Below are 18,399 nucleotides of genomic sequence, written 5' to 3'. Positions count from 1 at the left end.
CTGCGGCAAACATTATTCATCCCCTGGCGCATCATCATGATCCGCAAGTGTCGCATCTTCATGCCTGGCGATTCTTCTTTGATGCTTTCCGATATTCAGCACGATTTCGCCAGCCAAACACTTCGCTTCAAAGTCGAGAAGCGCAAATTGGCGTTTCCCTCCGTCTTGCGTTGCAGGCGTCTCAAATTTTGAAATCTCGGATACCGGCTTCCGCACATACTGCTCGATAAACCGGGCCATTGTCTCTCCCGCCTCACCCTCGAGATGCGCCCAGGCATCATCCCCAAGATACGCGCTTCCCCCTCTTGCTTTGTAGGCCTCTTGCAATTCCGATAAGCGGGGATTCATCGTCGGGTCCAGAACGATGAGCACCGGCTTTACCTGTGAAACTTTGCAGTCCTCAGCAAATTGCAGCTCTTCTGCAAACCGGCCTTGTCCACTCGCGGCGATGGTTACGCGCAGCTTGAACTCATAAGCGAGCCTTGTCCCGTCGGGAAGAACCTTCCAGCAATCCACCTGCCTGCCTTTAGTCGCGTCGCTTGCACGATGCACAACCATTGATCTTGCGCCTCTGGGCTCTCCGCCAATTGCTGCCGCAAGGATCGGCTCGAACAAGTACCCGGTCTCCTGAGCCGAGCGATTATCCAGGTCATAAAAGAATTTACGCCAAGTCAGCCAAGACGCGAGAGCTTCCGGGTCAACTTGGCCAAATTCCATAAGAGCGCGCGGTGAAACCTGAACCATCGTTGGGAGCGGCTGCGCTTCCAGAATCAATGCATACTTTCGTCGTCGCTTGTGAAGTTCGCTCAGGCATCGGAGATATGTGGTGAAATCCGCAATTCGCGTGACGCTGCTCTTCAACAAGCGAATGTGTTGCTCCGCCTCCAGCTCGATTGGATCTGTAAACCAATCAAGCGCTGCAGAATAATATTCTGCGCTTGGGATCTATTTTGGACCACAGTCCGGGATGATCTTTCTCAAGTTCAGCGCTTTTCCCGGTATCAAAGTATATAACGCCAATTAGCTTCGCTAACTCACCAGGAGACATTACGACTGGAAGGCTTGTACCAGTTCCTAAGGTCATAACTCGAGTTAGGAGCTTGGATTCTTCGGCGTTCAATTTCATCGGCGACCATCGACAGGATGTGATTTCGAGGCAACGCGCATGAAAGTTTGTCTGTCAGCAAGCTCAGCGAGTTTTTTTTCGGTCTTGGAAAGCGCTGGACTCATCGCGCTGGCGTTTGTGAGATGAAAATCAACCAGGGCACCTGCGTAATCGCCTCGCCGCAAATCCGCTCCAGCTGTGCCGTCTAGTGCAATGATGTGCTTGGCAAGGACTTCGGCCGCCAAGGGTGGGAAAGCATTTCCAATTTGCTGGGCAACGCTCCGTGTCCCGCCACAAAATCTAAACCTGTCCGGAAACGATTGCAGGCGCGCCGCCTCGCGCAGAGTAAGCGGCCGATTTTCAGTTGGATGAAGAAATTCCCTGTTTGCCGCGCTGGTGATTGTCAGGGAGTTAAAATCCGCGACTAGCCGCTTGAGGCCACTTGGCGCGCCTCCTCGCTTTTCCGTGGGCGTACCATCCATGACCCGTCTGTTGGCACGGCGTCGATAGCTCGGATGCCACATGTCTTCAGGCAAGTCCTTCATCGTTTGCCCTTGAGCGAGGTTCTTCGCAATCTCGACAAGGGATGGCGACAGCTTTTCAATGCCATGATGATCCACTCCTTTGTCAGAATTTCCTTTCCGCATGAGCGCATCGTAGCCATTTCGCACATGCCCGTCGTACTTAACGATATCGTCATTCGCTTTTGCTGCCGCGCCTAATCCCTCTAAAGCTTCTTTGACCGGCGGAGCGAACGGACGATGGTCTCGGGAAGAGTGCTTGCCAGCATTGTAGGAGTGAGTTGGCGAGGGAAACTCGAAATTGATCCCGAGACAATTGCCTATGAGAATAACCCTCTTTCGGGCTTGCGGCAGTCCGTAAGAAGCAAAGTTCACTTTCTCAAGTCTGACCCGATAACCAATGGAGATAAACTGCCGAACTAAATCGACAACGCTCTGTCCTTCATTTGACGTTAAAAGCCCCTCCACGTTCTCGAACAAGAACCAACGCGGGCGCACACGATTAACTATGGTGAGATAGTTGAAAATTAATCGATTGCGCCCATCGAGCAGACTTTTTGCACCCGCGCTGCTGAACCCTTGACAAGGCGGGCCACCAATAATCGCAAAAGCTCCGCGGATCCTGTCGAGATCATTCTCGAAACAAGGGTTCGGATTTGAAATATCCAGGCAACGAGAGCCGGCACCTAAATTCGATTCATACGTAGCACATGCATCTTTATCGATGTCCGCCGCAATGAGTGGCTTTACGCCAGCATTGGCAAAACCCAGCGACATTCCTCCCGCGCCAGAAAACAGCGAAATAACGGCATCGTTGGGGGTCATGATAATCTCACTGCGAGCGACAGACCTGGCAAAGGACTAGGTCACATTGTTTGTGATTCGCACGCGATGACTAGCCTTTCCAATTGCCCACTGCTCGATACCCGTGAGACAGGACGAAGCTATTGAGCTATCGAACTAATCCGGAAAATATGGGCTTAGGTGAATGGCGCGCCCGAAGAGATTCGAACTCCTGACCCCCAGATTCGTAGTCTGGTGCTCTATCCAGCTGAGCTACGGGCGCGCATTTCGCGGACTTAAGAGAGGCCGGAGGCCGGGCCGCGAAAGAGCGCCATAGCTACCGGCTCCGGGAAGGCTTTGCAAGATCGATAAGGCATGGATTTCGAGCCAGAACGGCAGTTTTTCAGGCCCGGGCCCGCGCATCCCGCAGGCTGCGCAGCTCCACGGCCCGATCCGGAATCGTGATTCGGAATGTCGCGCCGAGAGTGCCGTCCACCAGATTGAGCTCGCCGCCGTGCGCCCGGATCAGTTCGGCTGCAATCGCCAGCCCCAATCCAGTGCCACCGTCGCGTGACGATCCCTGAAACGCCTCGAACAGATGCTCACGGGCCTTTTCCGGGATGCCGGGACCGGTGTCCGATATTTCGAGAATCGCTACCGCACCCTCGCGGCGGCCGGTGAAGCGGATTTGCTTGGCAAGGCCGACGCCGGACTTGTCGCTTTCCAGCGCCTGCGCGGCATTGCGGGCCAGATTGAGCAGCACCCGGAACAGTTGATCGGGATCGGCGTCGACGGTCAGCCCGCGCTCGATGGCGTTGATCCATTCGATCGACGTGTCGGAGGCCAGCCCAGCCGATTCGCGCACTTCGTTGACCACCGGCTCGATCAGAACGCGGCGGCGGTCGGGCGGCGCCTCCTGCGCCTTGCCATAGGAAAGTGTCGACTGACAGAACGCGATAGCGCGCTCCAGCGAGCGCATCAGCTTCGGCGCGAACCGCTGCACACGCGGATCGGGCACGCTGGCAAGCTGATCGGACAACAGTTGCGACGAGGCCAGCAGGTTGCGCAGATCGTGGTTGATCTTCGAGACCGCGAGCCCGAGCGCGGCGAGATGGCTTTTCTGATGCAGCATCGACACCAGGTCCCGCTGCATGTCCGACAGTTCACGCTCCGCAAGGCCGATCTCGTCGGTGCGCTTCGACGGCTCGATGACGCGCGCGGTGCTTTCCGGATTCTCATGGAAGGCGATGAGATTGGCGGTCACGCGCCGCATCGGCCGCACGAACAGATGATGCAGGGCATAGTAAATCAGGCCCGCGGTGATGCTCGTCATCACCAGCGACAGCAGCAGCACGTTGCGTGAAAAGCGGAACATCGCCGCGCGCAGCGGCTTCTCGTCGACCACAACTTCGATGAACTGCCCGCTGCCGGACGCCGGCCCCAGCACGCGCATGACTTCGTCGCCGCTGTCGAGCATGATCTGAAACGCCTCGACTATGGCCGACCATGCATTCATGTCGCGCATGTCGATGTCGTGGTCGATCTTCGCCGGCATATCGGCCGCCGCCAGCAGCCGCCGCTGCGATCCGCTCTTGATGGCCACCGCGCGGGCGCCGATGCTGGCGAGAATCTGCCGCGCCAGCGCATCGGGAACCATGCCGCTCGGAGCGGCGTCCAGCACAAGCGCTGCGGTACTCGCCGCCGCCAGCCGGTCGTTCAGGCGGTTCACCCGGAAATTGGCGATGGACGGGACGTAGATCAGGATTTCGACGATCAGGATCAGCGGGATCGTCAGCAGCAACAGCTTTCCCGACAGCCCGAACCGCAGCCCGGTCCGGAGCTTTGCCATTGTCCGATCAGGTTCCTGGCCGTATACCGCCATTGAGTGATCGCCTGCCCATTTTCGTGATTTGCCGCCACAGGATGCGCCTGTCGGCGACCCGGGTCAAACCCTCGAAACTGTTATGGTTTAAGCCTCTGGCCGTGCTTCACAACCGGAGGGCCATCTAAAACCCCAAGATTGACGAAAACAGACCGCTCCCGTATAAGCCGCGCCAACTGTCCTCGATGGCCCGGCTTGACCGGGCCGGTTCATTTTGGACCGGAATTGGTCCACTTCAGGGCCGGCGTCGCAGGATTTCATCTCATTTATCGGCGAACTGCCTCCGACGAGCTGTCGGGCGAGCATTTCGGTAGCGGAGAACGACCGTGAAGCGGACTTATCAACCCAGCAAACTGGTGCGCAAGCGCCGTCACGGTTTCCGTGCCCGTCTCGCGACCGCCGGCGGCCGCAAGGTTCTCGCTGCCCGCCGTGCCCGCGGCCGCAAGCGTCTGAGCGCCTGACCGACCTTACCCCGGGACCTTTCCCATGCGCCGGTTGAAATCATGAACCGGTTGAAGCAGCGCGCGGATTTCATCGCCGCGGCCAGCGGACCCCGCATGGCCAGCCCCGCTTTTGTGGTGCAAACGCGCCGCCGCGACGACGACGGCCCGGTCCGTGTCGGATTTACCGTTACCAAAAAAGTCGGCACCGCGACGGAACGCAACCGCGTCCGCCGCAGACTTCGCGAACTGGTGAAGCGGCTGGATGTCATATCCATGCGACCGCACCATGATTATGTGATAGTGGGCCGTCGAGCCGCGCTGGACCGCGGCTTTGAAACCATGTTCAACGATCTGTGCTCGGCGCTCAGCCGCCTCGAGCGCCAGACGCCCAGACCGCCAGCGACCTAAAACCACACGCAGTCCTTCCCGAACACGCCCGAGCGCATGACGAGACCTGAACGATGATCGAAAATCGCAATACCATCCTCGCCGTCATCCTGTCGGGCCTTGTGCTGATCGCATGGCAGTATCTCTACAACATTCCGCAGATGGAAAAGCAGCGCGCCGCGCAGCAGGCCGAGCTTGCGCAAAAGCAGGCCGCCAATCCGGCGGCGCCCGCGACGACCACGCCGGGCGCGGCCCAGCCCGCTGGAACAACGCCCGCTGCTCCGGGCCAGCAGGCCGGCGCGCCGACGACGCCAGCATCAGCCGCACCAATCCAGAGCCGCGCCGCCGCGATCGCAGCCGGACCTCGCGTGAAGATCGACACGCCCAGCATCTCGGGCAGCATCGCGCTGACCGGTGCGCGCATCGACGACGTCGCGCTGGTGAAATACCGCGAGACCGTCGACCCGAAATCGCCCGCCATTGAACTGTTCTCGCCGTCGGGCACCAAGGAGCCGTTCTACGCCGAGTTCGGGTTCGTGCCGTCGGCAGGTTCAACCATCAAGATGCCGAGCCGCGACACCGTCTGGACGCAGGAGGGCACGGGCGCGCTGACCACCGCGACGCCGGTGACGCTGAGCTGGAACAACGGCCAGGGCCTGACCTTCAAGCGCACCATTTCGATCGACGACAGGTATCTCTTCACCATCAAGGATGACGTCTCGAATGTCGGCGACGCGCCTGTCACGCTGTATCCGTTCGGCCTGATCTCGCGTCACGGCACGCCGCCGGTCTCCGGCTATTACATCCTGCACGAAGGCCTGATCGGCGTTCTCGGCGATCAGGGTTTGCAGGAATACGGCTACAAGAAAATGGACGACACCAAGGCGGTGGAGTTCAAGGTCACCAACGCCTGGATGGGCATCACCGACAAGTACTGGGCCGCGACGCTGCTGCCGAGCCCGAAGGCCAACGTACAGGCGCGCTTCTCATCGAACCTCGTCGGCACGCTGCGCACCTACCAGACCGATTACCTGCTCGATCCGATGACGATCGCGATCGGCGGCACCGCCAGCACGGCGACCAGCCTGTTCGCCGGCGCCAAGGAAAGCGCCACGGTCGACGCCTACGACAAGCAGCTCAGCCTCAACAAGTTCGACCGCCTGATCGACTGGGGCTGGTTCTACTTCATCACCAAGCCGATGTTCTGGGCCATCGACTGGTTCTTCCACATCTTCGGTAACTTCGGCGTCGCCATCCTCGCGGTGACGGTGCTGGTCAAGCTCATCTTCTTCCCGCTCGCCAACAAGTCCTATGCGTCGATGGCCAAGATGAAGGCCGTGCAGCCGCAGCTTGCCGCGCTGAAGGACAAGTATCCCGACGACAAGATGAAGCAGCAGCAGGAGATGATGGAGATCTACAAGAAGGAGAAGATCAACCCGATCGCGGGCTGTCTTCCGATTCTGATCCAGATCCCGGTGTTCTTCTCGCTCTACAAGGTTCTGTTCGTCACCATCGAAATGCGGCACGCGCCGTTCTTCGGATGGATCAAGGACCTCTCCGCGCCCGATCCGACCAACCTGTTCAACCTGTTCGGTCTGTTCGCATTCGATCCGACGCAGCTTCCGGTTCTCGGCTACTACCTGCATCTCGGCATCTGGCCGATCATCATGGGCATCACGATGTGGTTCCAGATGAAGCTGAACCCGACGCCGCCCGATCCGACGCAGAAGATGATCTTCGACTGGATGCCGCTGATCTTCACCTTCATGCTCGCCGGCTTCCCGGCCGGTCTTGTGATCTACTGGGCCTGGAACAACCTGCTGTCGGTGCTTCAGCAGAGCTACATCATGAAAAAGAACGGCGCGAAGATCGAACTGTTCGACAACGTGAAGGCGACCTTCGCCGGCAGCAAGAAAACGACGTAGCGACCCACGCCGCACCCTTCGAGGCCGTCGCTCCGCGACGGCACCTCAGGGTGACGCAACACCAAGGACCGTCATCCTGAGGTGCGAGGGCGAAGCCCGAGCCTCGAAGGGTGACGGTGGCTTGCAACCGAGACCCTTCGCATGACCGACAAAACCGATGCGGAGCTGATTGAGGCCGGACGGAAGATCTTCGCCGGCGACTGGCAATTCTTCTGGGCCTCGCCGTCGATCGAAGCGCTGCCGCCGATGAAAGGCGTCGAAGTCGCGTTCGCCGGACGCTCCAATGTCGGCAAATCCAGCCTCATCAATGCGCTGACCGGCCGCAACGGGCTGGCGCGCACCTCGCACACCCCCGGCCGCACCCAGGAATTGATCTTCTTCGAAGGCCCGACACCCGCGGATGGCAAGGACGCCGGTCTGCGGCTGGTGGACATGCCGGGCTACGGCTATGCCTCCGCGCCCAAGACCAAGGTCGCCTCGTGGACCGCGCTGATCCACAAATTCCTGCAAGGCCGCGCCAATCTCGCCCGCGTCTATGTGCTGATCGACTCCCGCCACGGCTTCAAGGATGTCGACAACGATGTGCTGAAAACGCTCGACAAGTCCGCCGTCAGCTATCAGGTGGTGCTGACCAAGGCCGATCAGGTCAAGAAGACCGCGCTTGAGGAAACCCTCGCCGCGACCAAAGCGGCGCTGGCGAAACATCCCGCGGCGTTTCCGGAAGTTCTGGTGACGTCCTCACGCACCGGTGACGGCATGCCCGAACTGCGCGCCGCCATGATCCGCCTGCTCAGGGAGCGCATTTGATGACTCAGAATGGTGTGTTGCGCCTTGCGGTTGTTCTGGCCGGTCTGATGGGCGCGGCCGGTGTCGCGCTGGCGGCAGCTTCCGCGCATCAACCCGATGCGTCGCGGCTGGCCTCCGCCTCATCGATGCTGCTGTTCCATGCCAGCGCCGTCATCGGCGCGGCGCTGCTGACCGGACACGGCATCACCCGGCGCGGCCCTGGCCTGACCGCAACTTTTGGCTTCACCGTGGGCGCCGCGCTGTTCGCTGGCGATCTGGCGATGCGCCAGTATGCCGGTCATGGATTGTTCACAATGGCTGCGCCGACCGGCGGCACACTCCTTATTCTGAGCTGGCTGGTATTGGCCATCGCCGCCGCATGGCCGCGGCGCGCGGCCTGACTTGCGCGGGCGGCACTTTGCACGCCTCGCGCCAATCGGCTAAACCCTCGGCCAAATCCTTGCCGAACGAGATTTCCCCATGATCGATCTGCCGACCAATATCAGCGCACAGGATCAGGCCCGCATCCTGTCGGAAGCGCTGCCGCATATGCAGCAGTACGACGAGGAAACCATCGTCATCAAGTACGGCGGCCATGCCATGGGCGAGGAAAACCTTGCCCGGCAGTTCGCCCGCGACATCGTCCTGCTCGAGCAGACCGCGATCAACCCGGTGGTCGTGCATGGCGGCGGCCCGCAGATCGCGAGCATGCTGACCCGGCTTGGCATCAAGTCCGAATTCGCCTCCGGCCTGCGCATCACCGACGCAGCGACCATCGAGATCGTCGAAATGGTGCTGGCGGGCTCGATCAACAAATCGATCGTCAGCCACATCAACGAAGCCGGCGGCAAGGCCGTCGGCCTGTGTGGCAAGGACGGCAACATGGTGACCGCCACCAAGGCGACCCGCTCCATGGTCGATCCCGGTTCCAACATCGAGAAGGTGGTCGATCTCGGCTTTGTCGGCGAACCGGACAAGGTCGATCTCACGCTGCTCAACCAGCTGATCGGCTATGAACTGATTCCGGTGCTGGCCCCGCTGGCCTCATCCGCCACCGGCCAGACCTTCAACGTCAACGCCGACACCTTCGCGGGAGCCGTGGCCGGTGCGCTGAAGGCCAAACGCCTGCTGCTGCTGACCGACGTGCCCGGCGTACTCGACAAGTCAAAGAAGCTCATTCCCGAACTGTCGATCAAGGATGCGCGCAAGCTGATCGCCGACGGCACCATTTCCGGCGGCATGATTCCGAAGGTCGAGACCTGCATCTATTCGCTGGAAGCCGGCGTCGAGGGCGTGGTCATCATCGATGGCAAGACACCGCACGCGGTGCTGCTCGAACTGTTCACCAATCAGGGCACGGGAACGCTGATCCATAAGTGAATATTCGATGTCGTCCCCGCGAAGGCGGGGACCCATCCTCCTTCCATCGAGCCACCAGGGAACCTGCAGCATCGATGAACATGATGCGAAGTATATGGCGCACGATGGGTCCCCGCTTTCGCGGGGACGACATCCGAACAACATGCGTCGTCACGACTTTGTCTCTGCTTCTTTGCTCCGCCATCCCCGCCCGCGCCGATCTCAAAATCTGCAACCGCATGAGTTATGTCGTCGAAGCCGCCATCGGCATCGAGGACAAGACCGCGACCGCGACGCGCGGCTGGTTCCGGATCGATCCGGCGACATGCCGCGTGGTGGCGCAGGGCAACATCACGGCGGAGCGCATTCTCCTGCATGCGCGGTCGCTGCCGGTTTACGGCGCATCCCCGGCGCCGCAGAATGGCACCGACAATCTCTGTGTCGCGCCGAAGGATTTCGTCATCGCCGGACGCCAGTGCCGCGGCGGCCAGACCGCGGCGGCCTTCACCGAGATCAAGCCAAGCACCGGGGAGGACGGCCACCAGATCGCGTATCTGGCCGAAGGCGCCGAGTATGACGACGAGCAGGCACGGTTGGCCGCGATCCAGCGGCTTTTGGTGATCGCTGGCTACGACGCGGCCCCCATCGACGGCGTCGACGGCCCGAAGACGCAAAACGCCCTCGCCGCGTTCCTGAAATCGCGCGGCCTCAATGCCGATACGGCCCAGGCCCCCAACTTCTTCGAGACCATGATCGCGGCGGTCGAGCAGCCCTCCGCCACCGGCCTCACCTGGTGCAATGACACGCAGTACCGCGTGATGGCCTCCATCGCGACCGACGACGGCAAGACCGTCACCAGCCGCGGCTGGTATCGCATCGAGCCCGGCAAATGCCTGCATCCCGACGTGACGGGACAACCCCGCAGGATCTACAGTTTCGCTGAAGCGGTCGACGCCGATGGCCGCACCATCAAGATCAACAGCCGCCCGATGAACTGGGGCGGCACCACCATGCTCTGCACCCGCGAGACGCAGTTCGAATTCACCGAACAGGGTGATTGCGGCGGGCGTGGATTGAACGCCAGTGGCTATGAGCGCGTCGAGATCGGCGCGGGCGCCGGCAAGACACTCAGATTCGGAACGCCATGATCTTTCAACGTATCGAACCTGACACTGTTCCAGCCGCGATGAACTCCCTCTCCCGTGGGGAGAGGTAAAAGAAAGATGCAGATCGAGAGATGACAGGTCGACCCATAACAAAGCCGAAGCGCAACTTCGCCCATGTGGAGACATGGGTGTTCGACCTCGACAACACGCTGTACCCGCACCACGTCAACCTGTGGCAGCAGGTCGACGTGCGCATCCGCGATTTCGTTGCGCAGTATCTGAATGTGCCGAAAGACGAAGCCTTCAAAATCCAGAAGGACTATTACCGCCGCTACGGCACCACCATGCGCGGCATGATGACCGAGCACGGCCTGCGCGCCGACGACTTCCTCGCCTACGTCCATCAGATCGATCACTCACCGCTCGAACCCAATCCGACGATGGGCGCCGCGATCGAAAAACTCCCCGGCCGCAAGCTGATCCTGACCAACGGCTCACGCGCCCACGCGGGCGCGGTGCTGGAACGTCTGGGCATCGGCAGCCATTTCGAGGACGTGTTCGACATCGTCGCTGCCGAACTGGAGCCGAAACCCGCACGACAAACCTATCTGAAATTCCTCAAGCTGCACGGCGTCGACCCCGCCAGAACCGCGATGTTCGAGGATCTCGCCCGCAATCTGGTGACGCCGCACGATCTCGGCATGACCACCGTTCTTGTGGTGCCCGACGGCACCAAAAACGTGGTCCGCGAGGACTGGGAGCTGGAAGGCCGCGACGCCGCCCATGTCGATCACATCACCGACGATCTGACGGGTTTTTTGGCGGCACTCGACGCCAAACGCTGACATTTCGACGTGTCGTCCCCGCGAAGGCGGGGACCCATGACCCCTGAGCCTAAATCTGAATCCAGGGAGTATGAGTCCCGGCTCGCGCTTCGCTTGGCCGGGACGACGTATGAGAAATTTCCCGACATCTCCCTTCGCGGAGAGGGTGGGAAGCGCGTCCTACGGCTTGACCTCCCCCCGATATTCCCGGCAAAAGAATGCAAATTGTCGGCATATAATTGCCGACAGTCCCCCAATTCCGCCTCTCCCCAAGGAATTCCGATGTCTCTCTCCGCGCTTGAAACCACGCTGAATGCCGCCTTCGAGGCCCGCGACACCGTCAACGCCAATACCAAGGGCGAGGTGCGCGACGCCGTGGAGCTCGCGCTCAACCTGCTCGACAAGGGCGAGGCGCGCGTGGCGGAGCGGCAGGCTGACGGAAAATGGCATGTCAATCAGTGGCTGAAGAAGGCGGTGCTGCTGTCCTTCCGCCTCAACGACATGGCGCCGATCACCGGCGGCCCCGGCGGCGCGCAGTGGTGGGACAAGGTGCCCTCGAAGTTCGAAGACTGGGGCGAGAACCGTTTCCGCGACGCCGGCTTCCGCGCCGTTCCGGGCGCAATCGTTCGCCGCTCGGCCTACATCGCCAGGAACGTCGTGCTGATGCCGTCGTTCGTCAATCTCGGCGCCTATGTCGATGAAGCGACCATGGTCGACACATGGTCCACCGTCGGCTCCTGCGCCCAGATCGGCAAGCGCGTTCACATCTCCGGCGGTGTCGGCATCGGCGGCGTGCTTGAGCCGTTGCAGGCCGGTCCGGTCATCATCGAGGATGATTGCTTCATCGGCGCGCGTTCCGAAGTTGCAGAAGGCGTTGTTGTGCGCAAGGGCGCGGTGCTGGCGATGGGCGTGTTCCTCGGCGCATCGACCAAGATCGTGGACCGCGAAACCGGCGAGACCTTCATCGGCGAAGTGCCGGAATATGCGGTGCTCGTTCCGGGCACGCTGCCGGGCAAGCCGCTGAAAAATGGCCAGCCCGGCCCGAACACAGCATGCGCCGTCATCGTCAAGCGCGTCGACGAACGCACCCGCGCCAAGACCAGCATCAACGAACTGCTGCGAGATTGATCGCGCGTGACCGACGCCCTCTCCATCGCCCGTGATCTGCTGCGCTGCCCCTCGGTGACGCCGGCGGATGCGGGCGCGCTCGGCGTGCTGGAGAAGCTGCTGGGCGATGCCGGGTTCGAGGTGCATCGCGTCACCTTCTCCGAGCCCGGCACTGCCGACATCGACAATCTCTACGCGCGCATCGGCACAGGTTCGCCGCACATCACCTTCGCTGGCCATACCGACGTTGTACCGGCCGGTGACGAGGCAGCGTGGACCCACGGTGCTTTCGCCGGCGACATCAAGGACGGCATGCTTTATGGCCGCGGCGCCGTCGACATGAAGGGCGGCATCGCCTGCTCGGTCGCCGCCGTGCTCGAGTATCTTGAGGCCAATGGCGGCAAGCCGCAAAAATCCGGCGGAGGTTCGATTTCGTTCCTGATCACCGGCGACGAGGAAGATATCGCCGTCAACGGCACCGTGAAGCTGTTGAAGTGGGCGGCGGAGCGCGGCGAAAAATTCGACCACTGCGTGCTCGGCGAACCCAGCAACGTCAACGAGATGGGCGACACCATCAAGACCGGACGGCGCGGCTCGCAATCCGGCACGCTGATTGTCGATGGCGTGCAGGGTCATGTCGCCTATCCGCATCGCGCATCCAATCCCGTGCCGGACATCGCGGCGCTGATCGCGGCACTGAGCGGCGATCCGCTCGACCGGGGCACCGAGCATTTCCAGCCGTCGAACCTTGAATTCACCTCGGTCGACGTCGGCAATCCGGCCTGGAACGTGATCCCCGGACAGGCGCGGGCGCGCTTCAACATCCGCTACAATGATTGCCACACCCGCGAGTCCCTGCGCGCGCTGATCGAGGAGCGCATGACGAAGGCGAGCGGCAACCGCATCAAGGCGCATGTCGCATGGGAGCCGTCGAACGCCGACGTTTTCCGGACCAAGCCGGGACCGTTCACCGATCTTGTCGTCGCCGCCATCGAAGACATCACCGGCCGCAAGCCCGAGTTGAACACCGGCGGCGGCACCTCGGACGCACGCTTCATCACGCATTATTGCCCGGTGCTGGAATTCGGCCTCGTCGGCCAGACCATGCACCAGATCGACGAACGCACGCCGGTGTCCGATCTCGAAAAACTCACGAAAATCTATCGCGGCGTGCTGGATCGCTATTTCGCATGAACGACCCGAACATGAGCGGCCATATTGTCATTCTCACCGCCATCGACACCGAACTGAACAAGGCGCGCGCGCCGGAAGGCGTCGAGGTAATCTACACCGGCGTCGGCAAGGTGAATGCCGCGAGCATCGCAACACTGGCGGTGATGGCGCTGCAACCCCGGCTCATCGTCAACTACGGCACCGCCGGCAAGATCGCGCATATCCACAACGGTCTGGTGGAGGTCGCGCACACGGTTCAGCGCGACATGGCGGCGATGCCGCTGGCGCCGCGCGGGCGCACGCCGTTCGCGCCGGAGATGGACCGGCTGTCGTCGGGCTACGGCAACGTGGTCTGCGGCACCGGCGACAGCTTCGTCACCTCCGCCGATCCCTGGCTGGTCGAGAACAACATCGACGTCGTCGACATGGAGCTGTTCGCAATTGCCCATGTCTGCGAGCGCCATGGCGTGCCGTGGCGGGCGTTCAAGTTCATCACCGACGCCGCCGATGAAAACGCCGCCGATCACTGGAACGAGAACGTCGCGGGTGGCGAGGATTTGTTCTGGGATGTGATGAAGACGGTGAAGGTTTAGATTGTCGTCCCCGCGAAGGCGGGGACCCATACTCCCTGAATCGTATGGTAGCTCGCGGAGCAATTGTCTCGTTTAAAAACGCAGATTGGTGGTTATGGGTCCCCGCCTTCGCGGGGACGACAGACGTTATTACTGCGTAACGAAAAGCTAGTATTCCACCCTTACCAGATAGAGCCCGTCCGGCGGCGCGACGGGACCGCACGCCGTGCGGTCCCGCGCTTCGAGCGCACGCCGCATGTCGTCGGCCGTCCAGCGGCCGTGGCCGACCCATACCAGCGAGCCGACCATCGAACGCACCTGGCTGTGCAGGAACGAACGCGCCGAGGTGACGATGTTCACATCAACGCCGTCGCGTATCACGTCGAGCGCATCCAGCGTCTTCTCCGGCGACTTCGCCTGACATTCGGTGTCGCGGAACGTCGTGAAGTCGTGCTTGCCGACCAGCACCTGTGCGGCGTCCTGCATCGCCTCGACATTCAGCGGACGTGCCACCCGCCACGCGTGCCCGGCTTTCAGCGCAAGATTGGCCCGGTGATTGACGATGCGGTAGATATAATGACGCTTGATCGCCGAGAACCGCGCATCGAACGTCTCCGGCACGATCTCCGCCGACAACACGCCGATGGGATTCGGCCGCAGATGCGCGTTGAGCGCGTCGCGCACGCGGTCAGCTTTGTAATCTTTCGCCAGATCGATATGCGCGACCTGCCCCAGCGCATGGACGCCCGCGTCGGTGCGGCCCGCACCATTGACCCGCACGTCATCGCCGGTCATCGCCTTCACGGCGTTTTCCAGCGCGCCCTGCACCGTGGGGCCGTTGTCCTGATACTGCCAGCCGCAGTAGGGCGTGCCGTCATACTCGATGATGAGCTTGTAGCGGGGCATGTCCGTCAGCCCAGATCGTTGAAGGCGGGAGCGTACTCGACGGCCCCCGCGTCCGGTGTAGATGACGCAAGCCGCAGCGCCTGAAAATGCGGCCCCGCGTATTGGCAACCAAACGCCGTCGCTGCTGACAGCGAAAAGCCGAAACGGCCGTAGTAATCCGGATCTCCCAGCACGAAGACGATGGTCTCGCCCGCCTCGCGAAGACGCACATGTCCCGCTTCGACCAGCGCGCGGCCCGCTCCCTTGCGTTGACGATCCGGCAACACCGCCAGCGGCGCGAGGCTGATGCCTGGAATGCGATGTGTGTCCTGCACGACCCACAGCCGCGAAAATCCGACATGACCGACAAGTTGTCCGTCCTGCTCCGCCACCAGCGATAGCACCAGATCACCGTCTCGGCGCAGGCCGTCAACCAGCTCAGCCTCCTGACAGGCTTCTTTGCGGCTTCCGAACGCACGGCGAATGACGTTGTCGATCGCCGCGATGTCACCGGCTGTTTCGGGGCGGACAATCATTGCGCCCGCGCCGGCGGCTTGAGCGGCGTGCCATTCAGAAACGCGTCGGCTTTCATCGGCGGCTTGCCGGCGCGCTGCAATTCCAGAATGCGGATCGCGCCTTCACCGCAGGCAATCGTCAATTTGTCGTCCAACACGTCGCCCGGCGCACCGGAGCCTTTCGCCAGTTCACAGCGCAGCACCTTGATGCGCACCGGCTCGCCATCGATGGCGATTTCGAACCACGCGCCGGGAAACGGCGACAGGCCGTGGATATGACGCAGCACCTCGCGGGCGGACCTGGTCCAGTCAATCCGCGCCTCGGCCTTGTCGATCTTGGCCGCGTAGGTGACGCCCTGCTCGCTCTGCCTGGTGAGTTGCAGGCCGCCGCGCGACAGCCCGCCCATCGCGCGCACCATCAGGTCCGCGCCCAGCGGCGCCAGAGCATCGTGCAGGTCCTGTGCTGTCATTGTATCCGTTATCGGCAGGCGCTCCGCCATCGCAATATCGCCGGTGTCGAGCCCGGCATCCATCTTCATGACCATGACGCCGCTTTCGGCATCACCCGTCATAATGGCGCGCTGGATCGGCGCGGCCCCGCGCCAGCGCGGCAATAACGACCCATGCAGGTTGAAACAGCCGAGCGGAGCGGCGTCGAGAATGTTCTGCGGCAGGATCATGCCGTAAGCCACGACCACCGCAGCGTCGGCATTGTGCGAACGAAACTCTGCTTCAGCTTCCGGCGTCCTGAGAGTCTTCGGCGTCAGCACCGGAATGCCGAGCTGGCGCGCGGCCTGCTCCACCGGCGTCGCCTGCAACTTCATGCCGCGGCCCGCCGGCTTCGGCGCGCGGGTATAGACCGCCGCGATCTCGTGACCATGGTCCGCGAGCGCCAGCAGCGTCGGCACCGCGAAATCCGGCGTGCCCATGAAAATCAGACGAAGCGGCATGAGCAGTCCTCATAGAGAACGAATTCGAGTTCGTCATGCCCGCGCTTGTCGCGGGCATCCACGCCGTTCTTATACAATCGTCGCCAGGACGTGGATGGCCGGGACAAGCCCGGCCATGACGGTTAAAGGTCTGCGCCGCGCCTACTTCCCAGCGAGCTTGGCGGCCTTGGTAAACTTCTTCATCACGCGGTCGCGCTTGAGCTTGGAGAGATAATCGACGAACAGCACGCCGTTGAGATGGTCGATCTCATGCTGGATGCAGGTGGCATAGAGTCCCTCGGCATCCTCCTCGCGGATCTTGCCGTCGATATCCATGAAGCGCACGCGCACCCGCGCCGGCCGCTCGACCTCCTCATAGTATTCCGGGATCGAGAGACAGCCCTCCTCATAGACCGAGAGTTCATCGGACGACGCCAGAATCTCCGGATTGATGAAGACGCGCGGCTCCTTTTCCTCCTCCTTCTTGGAGAGGTCCATGGTGATCAGCCGCACCGGCACCGCGACCTGAATCGCGGCCAGGCCGATGCCCGGCGCGTCATACATGGTCTGGAACATGTCGTCGGCGAGCGCGCGGATCTCGGGCGTGATCTTCTCAATGGGCTTCGAGATCAGCCGCAGCTGCTTGTCGGGAAGAATGATGATGTCGCGATTGGCCATGAGCGCGATGTAATGGGAGCGCCCGCCGCGGTCAAACCCGTTGTGGGGTCAGGCGCTTGGCCGGAGACGAATGCCGTTAACCGGCGATTAACCATAAAAATCAGGGAGTTGTTAACCATAAAATGTTCCCTATTCGTTCGCCTCGCGCCCCGAATCGGGCTACAAAGGGCCCATGAACGAGATCCTTTTCATGGCCGGCGATCTGCCGGTTCGCACAAGCGCCGCCCTGATCGCATTCGGGGTGCTGGCGCTGCTGTTGCTGCTGGCCATCGCCATCGTCATTGCGCGCTCAGGCCGAAAGGGCGCCGAAGCCGCCATGGCGCAGGCGGTGCGCGCCGACGAGCTTGAAGAGCGGCTCGCCGAGGTGCTGCGCATGCAGAACGAATCCACCGGCCGGGTCCATGAAATGGGACAGGCGCTGGTGGGCCGTCAGGCGGAGATGGCCCGCGCCGTCAACGAGCGGCTGGATTCGGTGACACATCGCGTCGGCCAGTCCATGGAGCAGACGACGCGCAACACCATGGACAGCCTGCGCGTGCTGCACGAGCGCCTCGGCATCATCGACAACGCCCACAAGAATCTCACCGACCTCACCTCGCAGGTGACGACCCTGCGCGATGTGCTCGCCAACAAGCAGTCACGCGGCGCATTCGGTCAGGCGCGGATGGAAGCCATCGTGCAGGACGGCATGCCGAAAGACTCCTATGCCTTTCAGCACACGCTATCGAACCGGACTCGCCCCGACTGCGTGATTTTCCTGCCCGATCAGCGGCCATTGTGCGTCGACGCAAAATTTCCGCTGGAATCCGTCACCGCCTTGCGCGACGCGCGCAGCGATGAAGAGAAGAAATACGCCACCCAGCGGCTGCGGCAGGACGTGATGAAGCACGTCACCGATATCGCCGACAAATATCTCATTCCCGGCGAGACGCAGGACACCGCGCTGATGTTCGTGCCGTCGGAATCGGTCTACGCGGAAATTCACGACGGCTTCGACGACGTGATCCAGAAAGCCTACCGCGCGCGGGTGGTGCTGGTGTCGCCGTCGCTGCTGATGCTGGCGATCCAGGTGATGCAGCAGATCCTGAAAGACGCGCGGATGCGCGACGCTGCCGACCAGATCCGTACTGAAGTCATGCATATGGCGGACGATCTCGGACGTTTGCGCGAGCGCGTGCTCAAGCTTCAGAAAGATTTCGGCAATGTGAACGAAGACGTGCGCCAGATCCTGATCTCGGCGGAGAAGATCGAGAAGCGCGCCGGCCGCATCGAGGAACTTGATTTCAGCAAATCGAGCGAGCCGGCTGACTCGCCTCGCGCGCTTGCATCCAGTGGCAACGATCTGTTTCCGGCCCATCCGCTACGCAAATTGCAGGCGGGGGAGTAGTCGTCGCGATCCTCGTTGCGCTCGCCACATAC

Annotated in this window: 19 protein-coding genes and 1 tRNA gene; 12 read left to right on the top strand and 8 right to left on the bottom strand. The window is 61.7% G+C overall.

All coding sequences use genetic code 11. The annotated features are described in order from the left end of the window. Window positions 1-12: 12 nt before the first annotated feature. From AC1Q6J_RS14765 to AC1Q6J_RS14750, 4 genes are all read right to left on the bottom strand, one after another. The gene (locus AC1Q6J_RS14765) at window positions 13-864 is read right to left on the bottom strand and encodes an ApaLI family restriction endonuclease (RefSeq protein WP_492280019.1); all 852 of its coding nucleotides are present in this window, start codon (window positions 862-864) and stop codon (window positions 13-15) included. 258 nt (window positions 865-1,122) lie between these two features. Then, complete coding sequence (locus tag AC1Q6J_RS14760; protein WP_492280018.1) at window positions 1,123-2,451, bottom strand: DNA cytosine methyltransferase; 1,329 nt, start codon at window positions 2,449-2,451, stop codon at window positions 1,123-1,125. A gap of 164 nt (window positions 2,452-2,615) precedes the next feature. After that, window positions 2,616-2,692, bottom strand: a tRNA-Arg gene (locus tag AC1Q6J_RS14755). Between the two features lie 120 nt (window positions 2,693-2,812). Beyond that, window positions 2,813-4,291 (bottom strand): sensor histidine kinase, encoded by a 1,479-nt coding sequence (locus tag AC1Q6J_RS14750; RefSeq protein WP_492280017.1) that lies wholly within the window; start codon window positions 4,289-4,291, stop codon window positions 2,813-2,815. Window positions 4,292-4,617: 326 nt separating this feature from the next. Between AC1Q6J_RS14750 and rpmH the strand changes: the two genes are divergently transcribed. From rpmH to AC1Q6J_RS14695, 11 genes are all read left to right on the top strand, one after another. Further along, a complete protein-coding gene (rpmH, locus tag AC1Q6J_RS14745) occupies window positions 4,618-4,752 on the top strand; it encodes a 50S ribosomal protein L34 (protein WP_008542748.1) in 135 nt (44 codons plus the stop codon). A gap of 42 nt (window positions 4,753-4,794) precedes the next feature. Then, on the top strand, window positions 4,795-5,142 hold the full coding sequence (gene rnpA / locus AC1Q6J_RS14740) for a ribonuclease P protein component (RefSeq protein ID WP_492280016.1): 348 nt from the start codon (window positions 4,795-4,797) through the stop codon (window positions 5,140-5,142). 53 nt (window positions 5,143-5,195) lie between these two features. Beyond that, window positions 5,196-7,046, top strand: coding sequence for a membrane protein insertase YidC (gene yidC, locus AC1Q6J_RS14735; RefSeq protein WP_492280015.1), 1,851 nt, complete (start codon window positions 5,196-5,198; stop codon window positions 7,044-7,046). A 141-nt stretch (window positions 7,047-7,187) separates the two neighbouring features. Next, the gene (gene yihA / locus AC1Q6J_RS14730) at window positions 7,188-7,853 is read left to right on the top strand and encodes a ribosome biogenesis GTP-binding protein YihA/YsxC (protein ID WP_492280014.1); all 666 of its coding nucleotides are present in this window, start codon (window positions 7,188-7,190) and stop codon (window positions 7,851-7,853) included. Further along, window positions 7,853-8,233, top strand: coding sequence for a DUF423 domain-containing protein (locus tag AC1Q6J_RS14725; protein WP_492280013.1), 381 nt, complete (start codon window positions 7,853-7,855; stop codon window positions 8,231-8,233). Before yihA ends, AC1Q6J_RS14725 begins: the two co-directional genes overlap by 1 nt. A 79-nt stretch (window positions 8,234-8,312) precedes the next feature. Beyond that, a complete protein-coding gene (argB, locus tag AC1Q6J_RS14720) occupies window positions 8,313-9,212 on the top strand; it encodes an acetylglutamate kinase (protein WP_492280012.1) in 900 nt (299 codons plus the stop codon). A gap of 104 nt (window positions 9,213-9,316) precedes the next feature. Then, complete coding sequence (locus tag AC1Q6J_RS14715) at window positions 9,317-10,339, top strand: DUF1036 domain-containing protein (protein ID WP_492280060.1); 1,023 nt, start codon at window positions 9,317-9,319, stop codon at window positions 10,337-10,339. 89 nt (window positions 10,340-10,428) lie between these two features. Continuing rightward, a complete protein-coding gene (locus AC1Q6J_RS14710) occupies window positions 10,429-11,142 on the top strand; it encodes a pyrimidine 5'-nucleotidase (RefSeq protein WP_492280011.1) in 714 nt (237 codons plus the stop codon). Between the two features lie 261 nt (window positions 11,143-11,403). Beyond that, complete coding sequence (dapD, locus tag AC1Q6J_RS14705) at window positions 11,404-12,249, top strand: 2,3,4,5-tetrahydropyridine-2,6-dicarboxylate N-succinyltransferase (protein WP_492280010.1); 846 nt, start codon at window positions 11,404-11,406, stop codon at window positions 12,247-12,249. Between the two features lie 6 nt (window positions 12,250-12,255). Then, window positions 12,256-13,422 carry a succinyl-diaminopimelate desuccinylase gene (gene dapE, locus AC1Q6J_RS14700; protein WP_492280009.1) on the top strand — a complete coding sequence of 389 codons (1,167 nt, stop codon included), beginning with the start codon at window positions 12,256-12,258 and terminating at the stop codon, window positions 13,420-13,422. Then, window positions 13,419-13,994, top strand: coding sequence for a phosphorylase family protein (locus AC1Q6J_RS14695; RefSeq protein WP_492280008.1), 576 nt, complete (start codon window positions 13,419-13,421; stop codon window positions 13,992-13,994). The genes dapE and AC1Q6J_RS14695 overlap by 4 nt, the downstream gene beginning before the upstream one ends. Before the next feature lie 147 nt (window positions 13,995-14,141). On the opposite strand, the gene truA is transcribed toward AC1Q6J_RS14695, so the two are convergent. The 4 genes from truA to def form a co-directional block, all read right to left on the bottom strand. Further along, on the bottom strand, window positions 14,142-14,879 hold the full coding sequence (gene truA, locus AC1Q6J_RS14690) for a tRNA pseudouridine(38-40) synthase TruA (RefSeq protein WP_492280007.1): 738 nt from the start codon (window positions 14,877-14,879) through the stop codon (window positions 14,142-14,144). 5 nt (window positions 14,880-14,884) lie between these two features. Beyond that, the gene (locus tag AC1Q6J_RS14685) at window positions 14,885-15,394 is read right to left on the bottom strand and encodes a GNAT family N-acetyltransferase (protein WP_492280006.1); all 510 of its coding nucleotides are present in this window, start codon (window positions 15,392-15,394) and stop codon (window positions 14,885-14,887) included. Beyond that, entirely contained in the window at window positions 15,391-16,323 is a 933-nt protein-coding gene (gene fmt, locus AC1Q6J_RS14680; protein WP_492280005.1) for a methionyl-tRNA formyltransferase, read from the bottom strand. Before fmt ends, AC1Q6J_RS14685 begins: the two co-directional genes overlap by 4 nt. 141 nt (window positions 16,324-16,464) lie before the next feature. Further along, on the bottom strand, window positions 16,465-16,980 hold the full coding sequence (gene def, locus AC1Q6J_RS14675; protein ID WP_492280004.1) for a peptide deformylase: 516 nt from the start codon (window positions 16,978-16,980) through the stop codon (window positions 16,465-16,467). Between the two features lie 172 nt (window positions 16,981-17,152). Here def and AC1Q6J_RS14670 point away from each other — a divergent pair, with 172 nt between their 5' ends. After that, window positions 17,153-18,367: a DNA recombination protein RmuC gene (locus tag AC1Q6J_RS14670; protein ID WP_492280003.1), complete on the top strand. Its 1,215-nt coding sequence runs from the start codon at window positions 17,153-17,155 to the stop codon at window positions 18,365-18,367. Window positions 18,368-18,399 lie beyond the last annotated feature (32 nt).

Source organism: Afipia sp. MLSD5-FHT05B12 (assembly GCF_058793355.1).
This window is presented reverse-complemented; position numbering and strand designations above follow the sequence as displayed.

Coding starts and splice junctions, on each gene's coding strand:
- AC1Q6J_RS14760 (WP_492280018.1), bottom strand. CDS start 2,451: ATGACCCCCAACGATGCCGTTATTTCGCTGTTTTCTGGCGCGGGAGGA.
- AC1Q6J_RS14750 (WP_492280017.1), bottom strand. CDS start 4,291: ATGGCGGTATACGGCCAGGAACCTGATCGGACAATGGCAAAGCTCCGG.
- rnpA (WP_492280016.1), top strand. CDS start 4,795: ATGAACCGGTTGAAGCAGCGCGCGGATTTCATCGCCGCGGCCAGCGGA.
- yidC (WP_492280015.1), top strand. CDS start 5,196: ATGATCGAAAATCGCAATACCATCCTCGCCGTCATCCTGTCGGGCCTT.
- yihA (WP_492280014.1), top strand. CDS start 7,188: ATGACCGACAAAACCGATGCGGAGCTGATTGAGGCCGGACGGAAGATC.
- AC1Q6J_RS14725 (WP_492280013.1), top strand. CDS start 7,853: ATGACTCAGAATGGTGTGTTGCGCCTTGCGGTTGTTCTGGCCGGTCTG.
- argB (WP_492280012.1), top strand. CDS start 8,313: ATGATCGATCTGCCGACCAATATCAGCGCACAGGATCAGGCCCGCATC.
- AC1Q6J_RS14715 (WP_492280060.1), top strand. CDS start 9,317: ATGGGTCCCCGCTTTCGCGGGGACGACATCCGAACAACATGCGTCGTC.
- AC1Q6J_RS14710 (WP_492280011.1), top strand. CDS start 10,429: ATGACAGGTCGACCCATAACAAAGCCGAAGCGCAACTTCGCCCATGTG.
- dapD (WP_492280010.1), top strand. CDS start 11,404: ATGTCTCTCTCCGCGCTTGAAACCACGCTGAATGCCGCCTTCGAGGCC.
- AC1Q6J_RS14695 (WP_492280008.1), top strand. CDS start 13,419: ATGAACGACCCGAACATGAGCGGCCATATTGTCATTCTCACCGCCATC.
- truA (WP_492280007.1), bottom strand. CDS start 14,879: ATGCCCCGCTACAAGCTCATCATCGAGTATGACGGCACGCCCTACTGC.
- AC1Q6J_RS14685 (WP_492280006.1), bottom strand. CDS start 15,394: ATGATTGTCCGCCCCGAAACAGCCGGTGACATCGCGGCGATCGACAAC.
- fmt (WP_492280005.1), bottom strand. CDS start 16,323: ATGCCGCTTCGTCTGATTTTCATGGGCACGCCGGATTTCGCGGTGCCG.
- def (WP_492280004.1), bottom strand. CDS start 16,980: ATGGCCAATCGCGACATCATCATTCTTCCCGACAAGCAGCTGCGGCTG.
- AC1Q6J_RS14670 (WP_492280003.1), top strand. CDS start 17,153: ATGAACGAGATCCTTTTCATGGCCGGCGATCTGCCGGTTCGCACAAGC.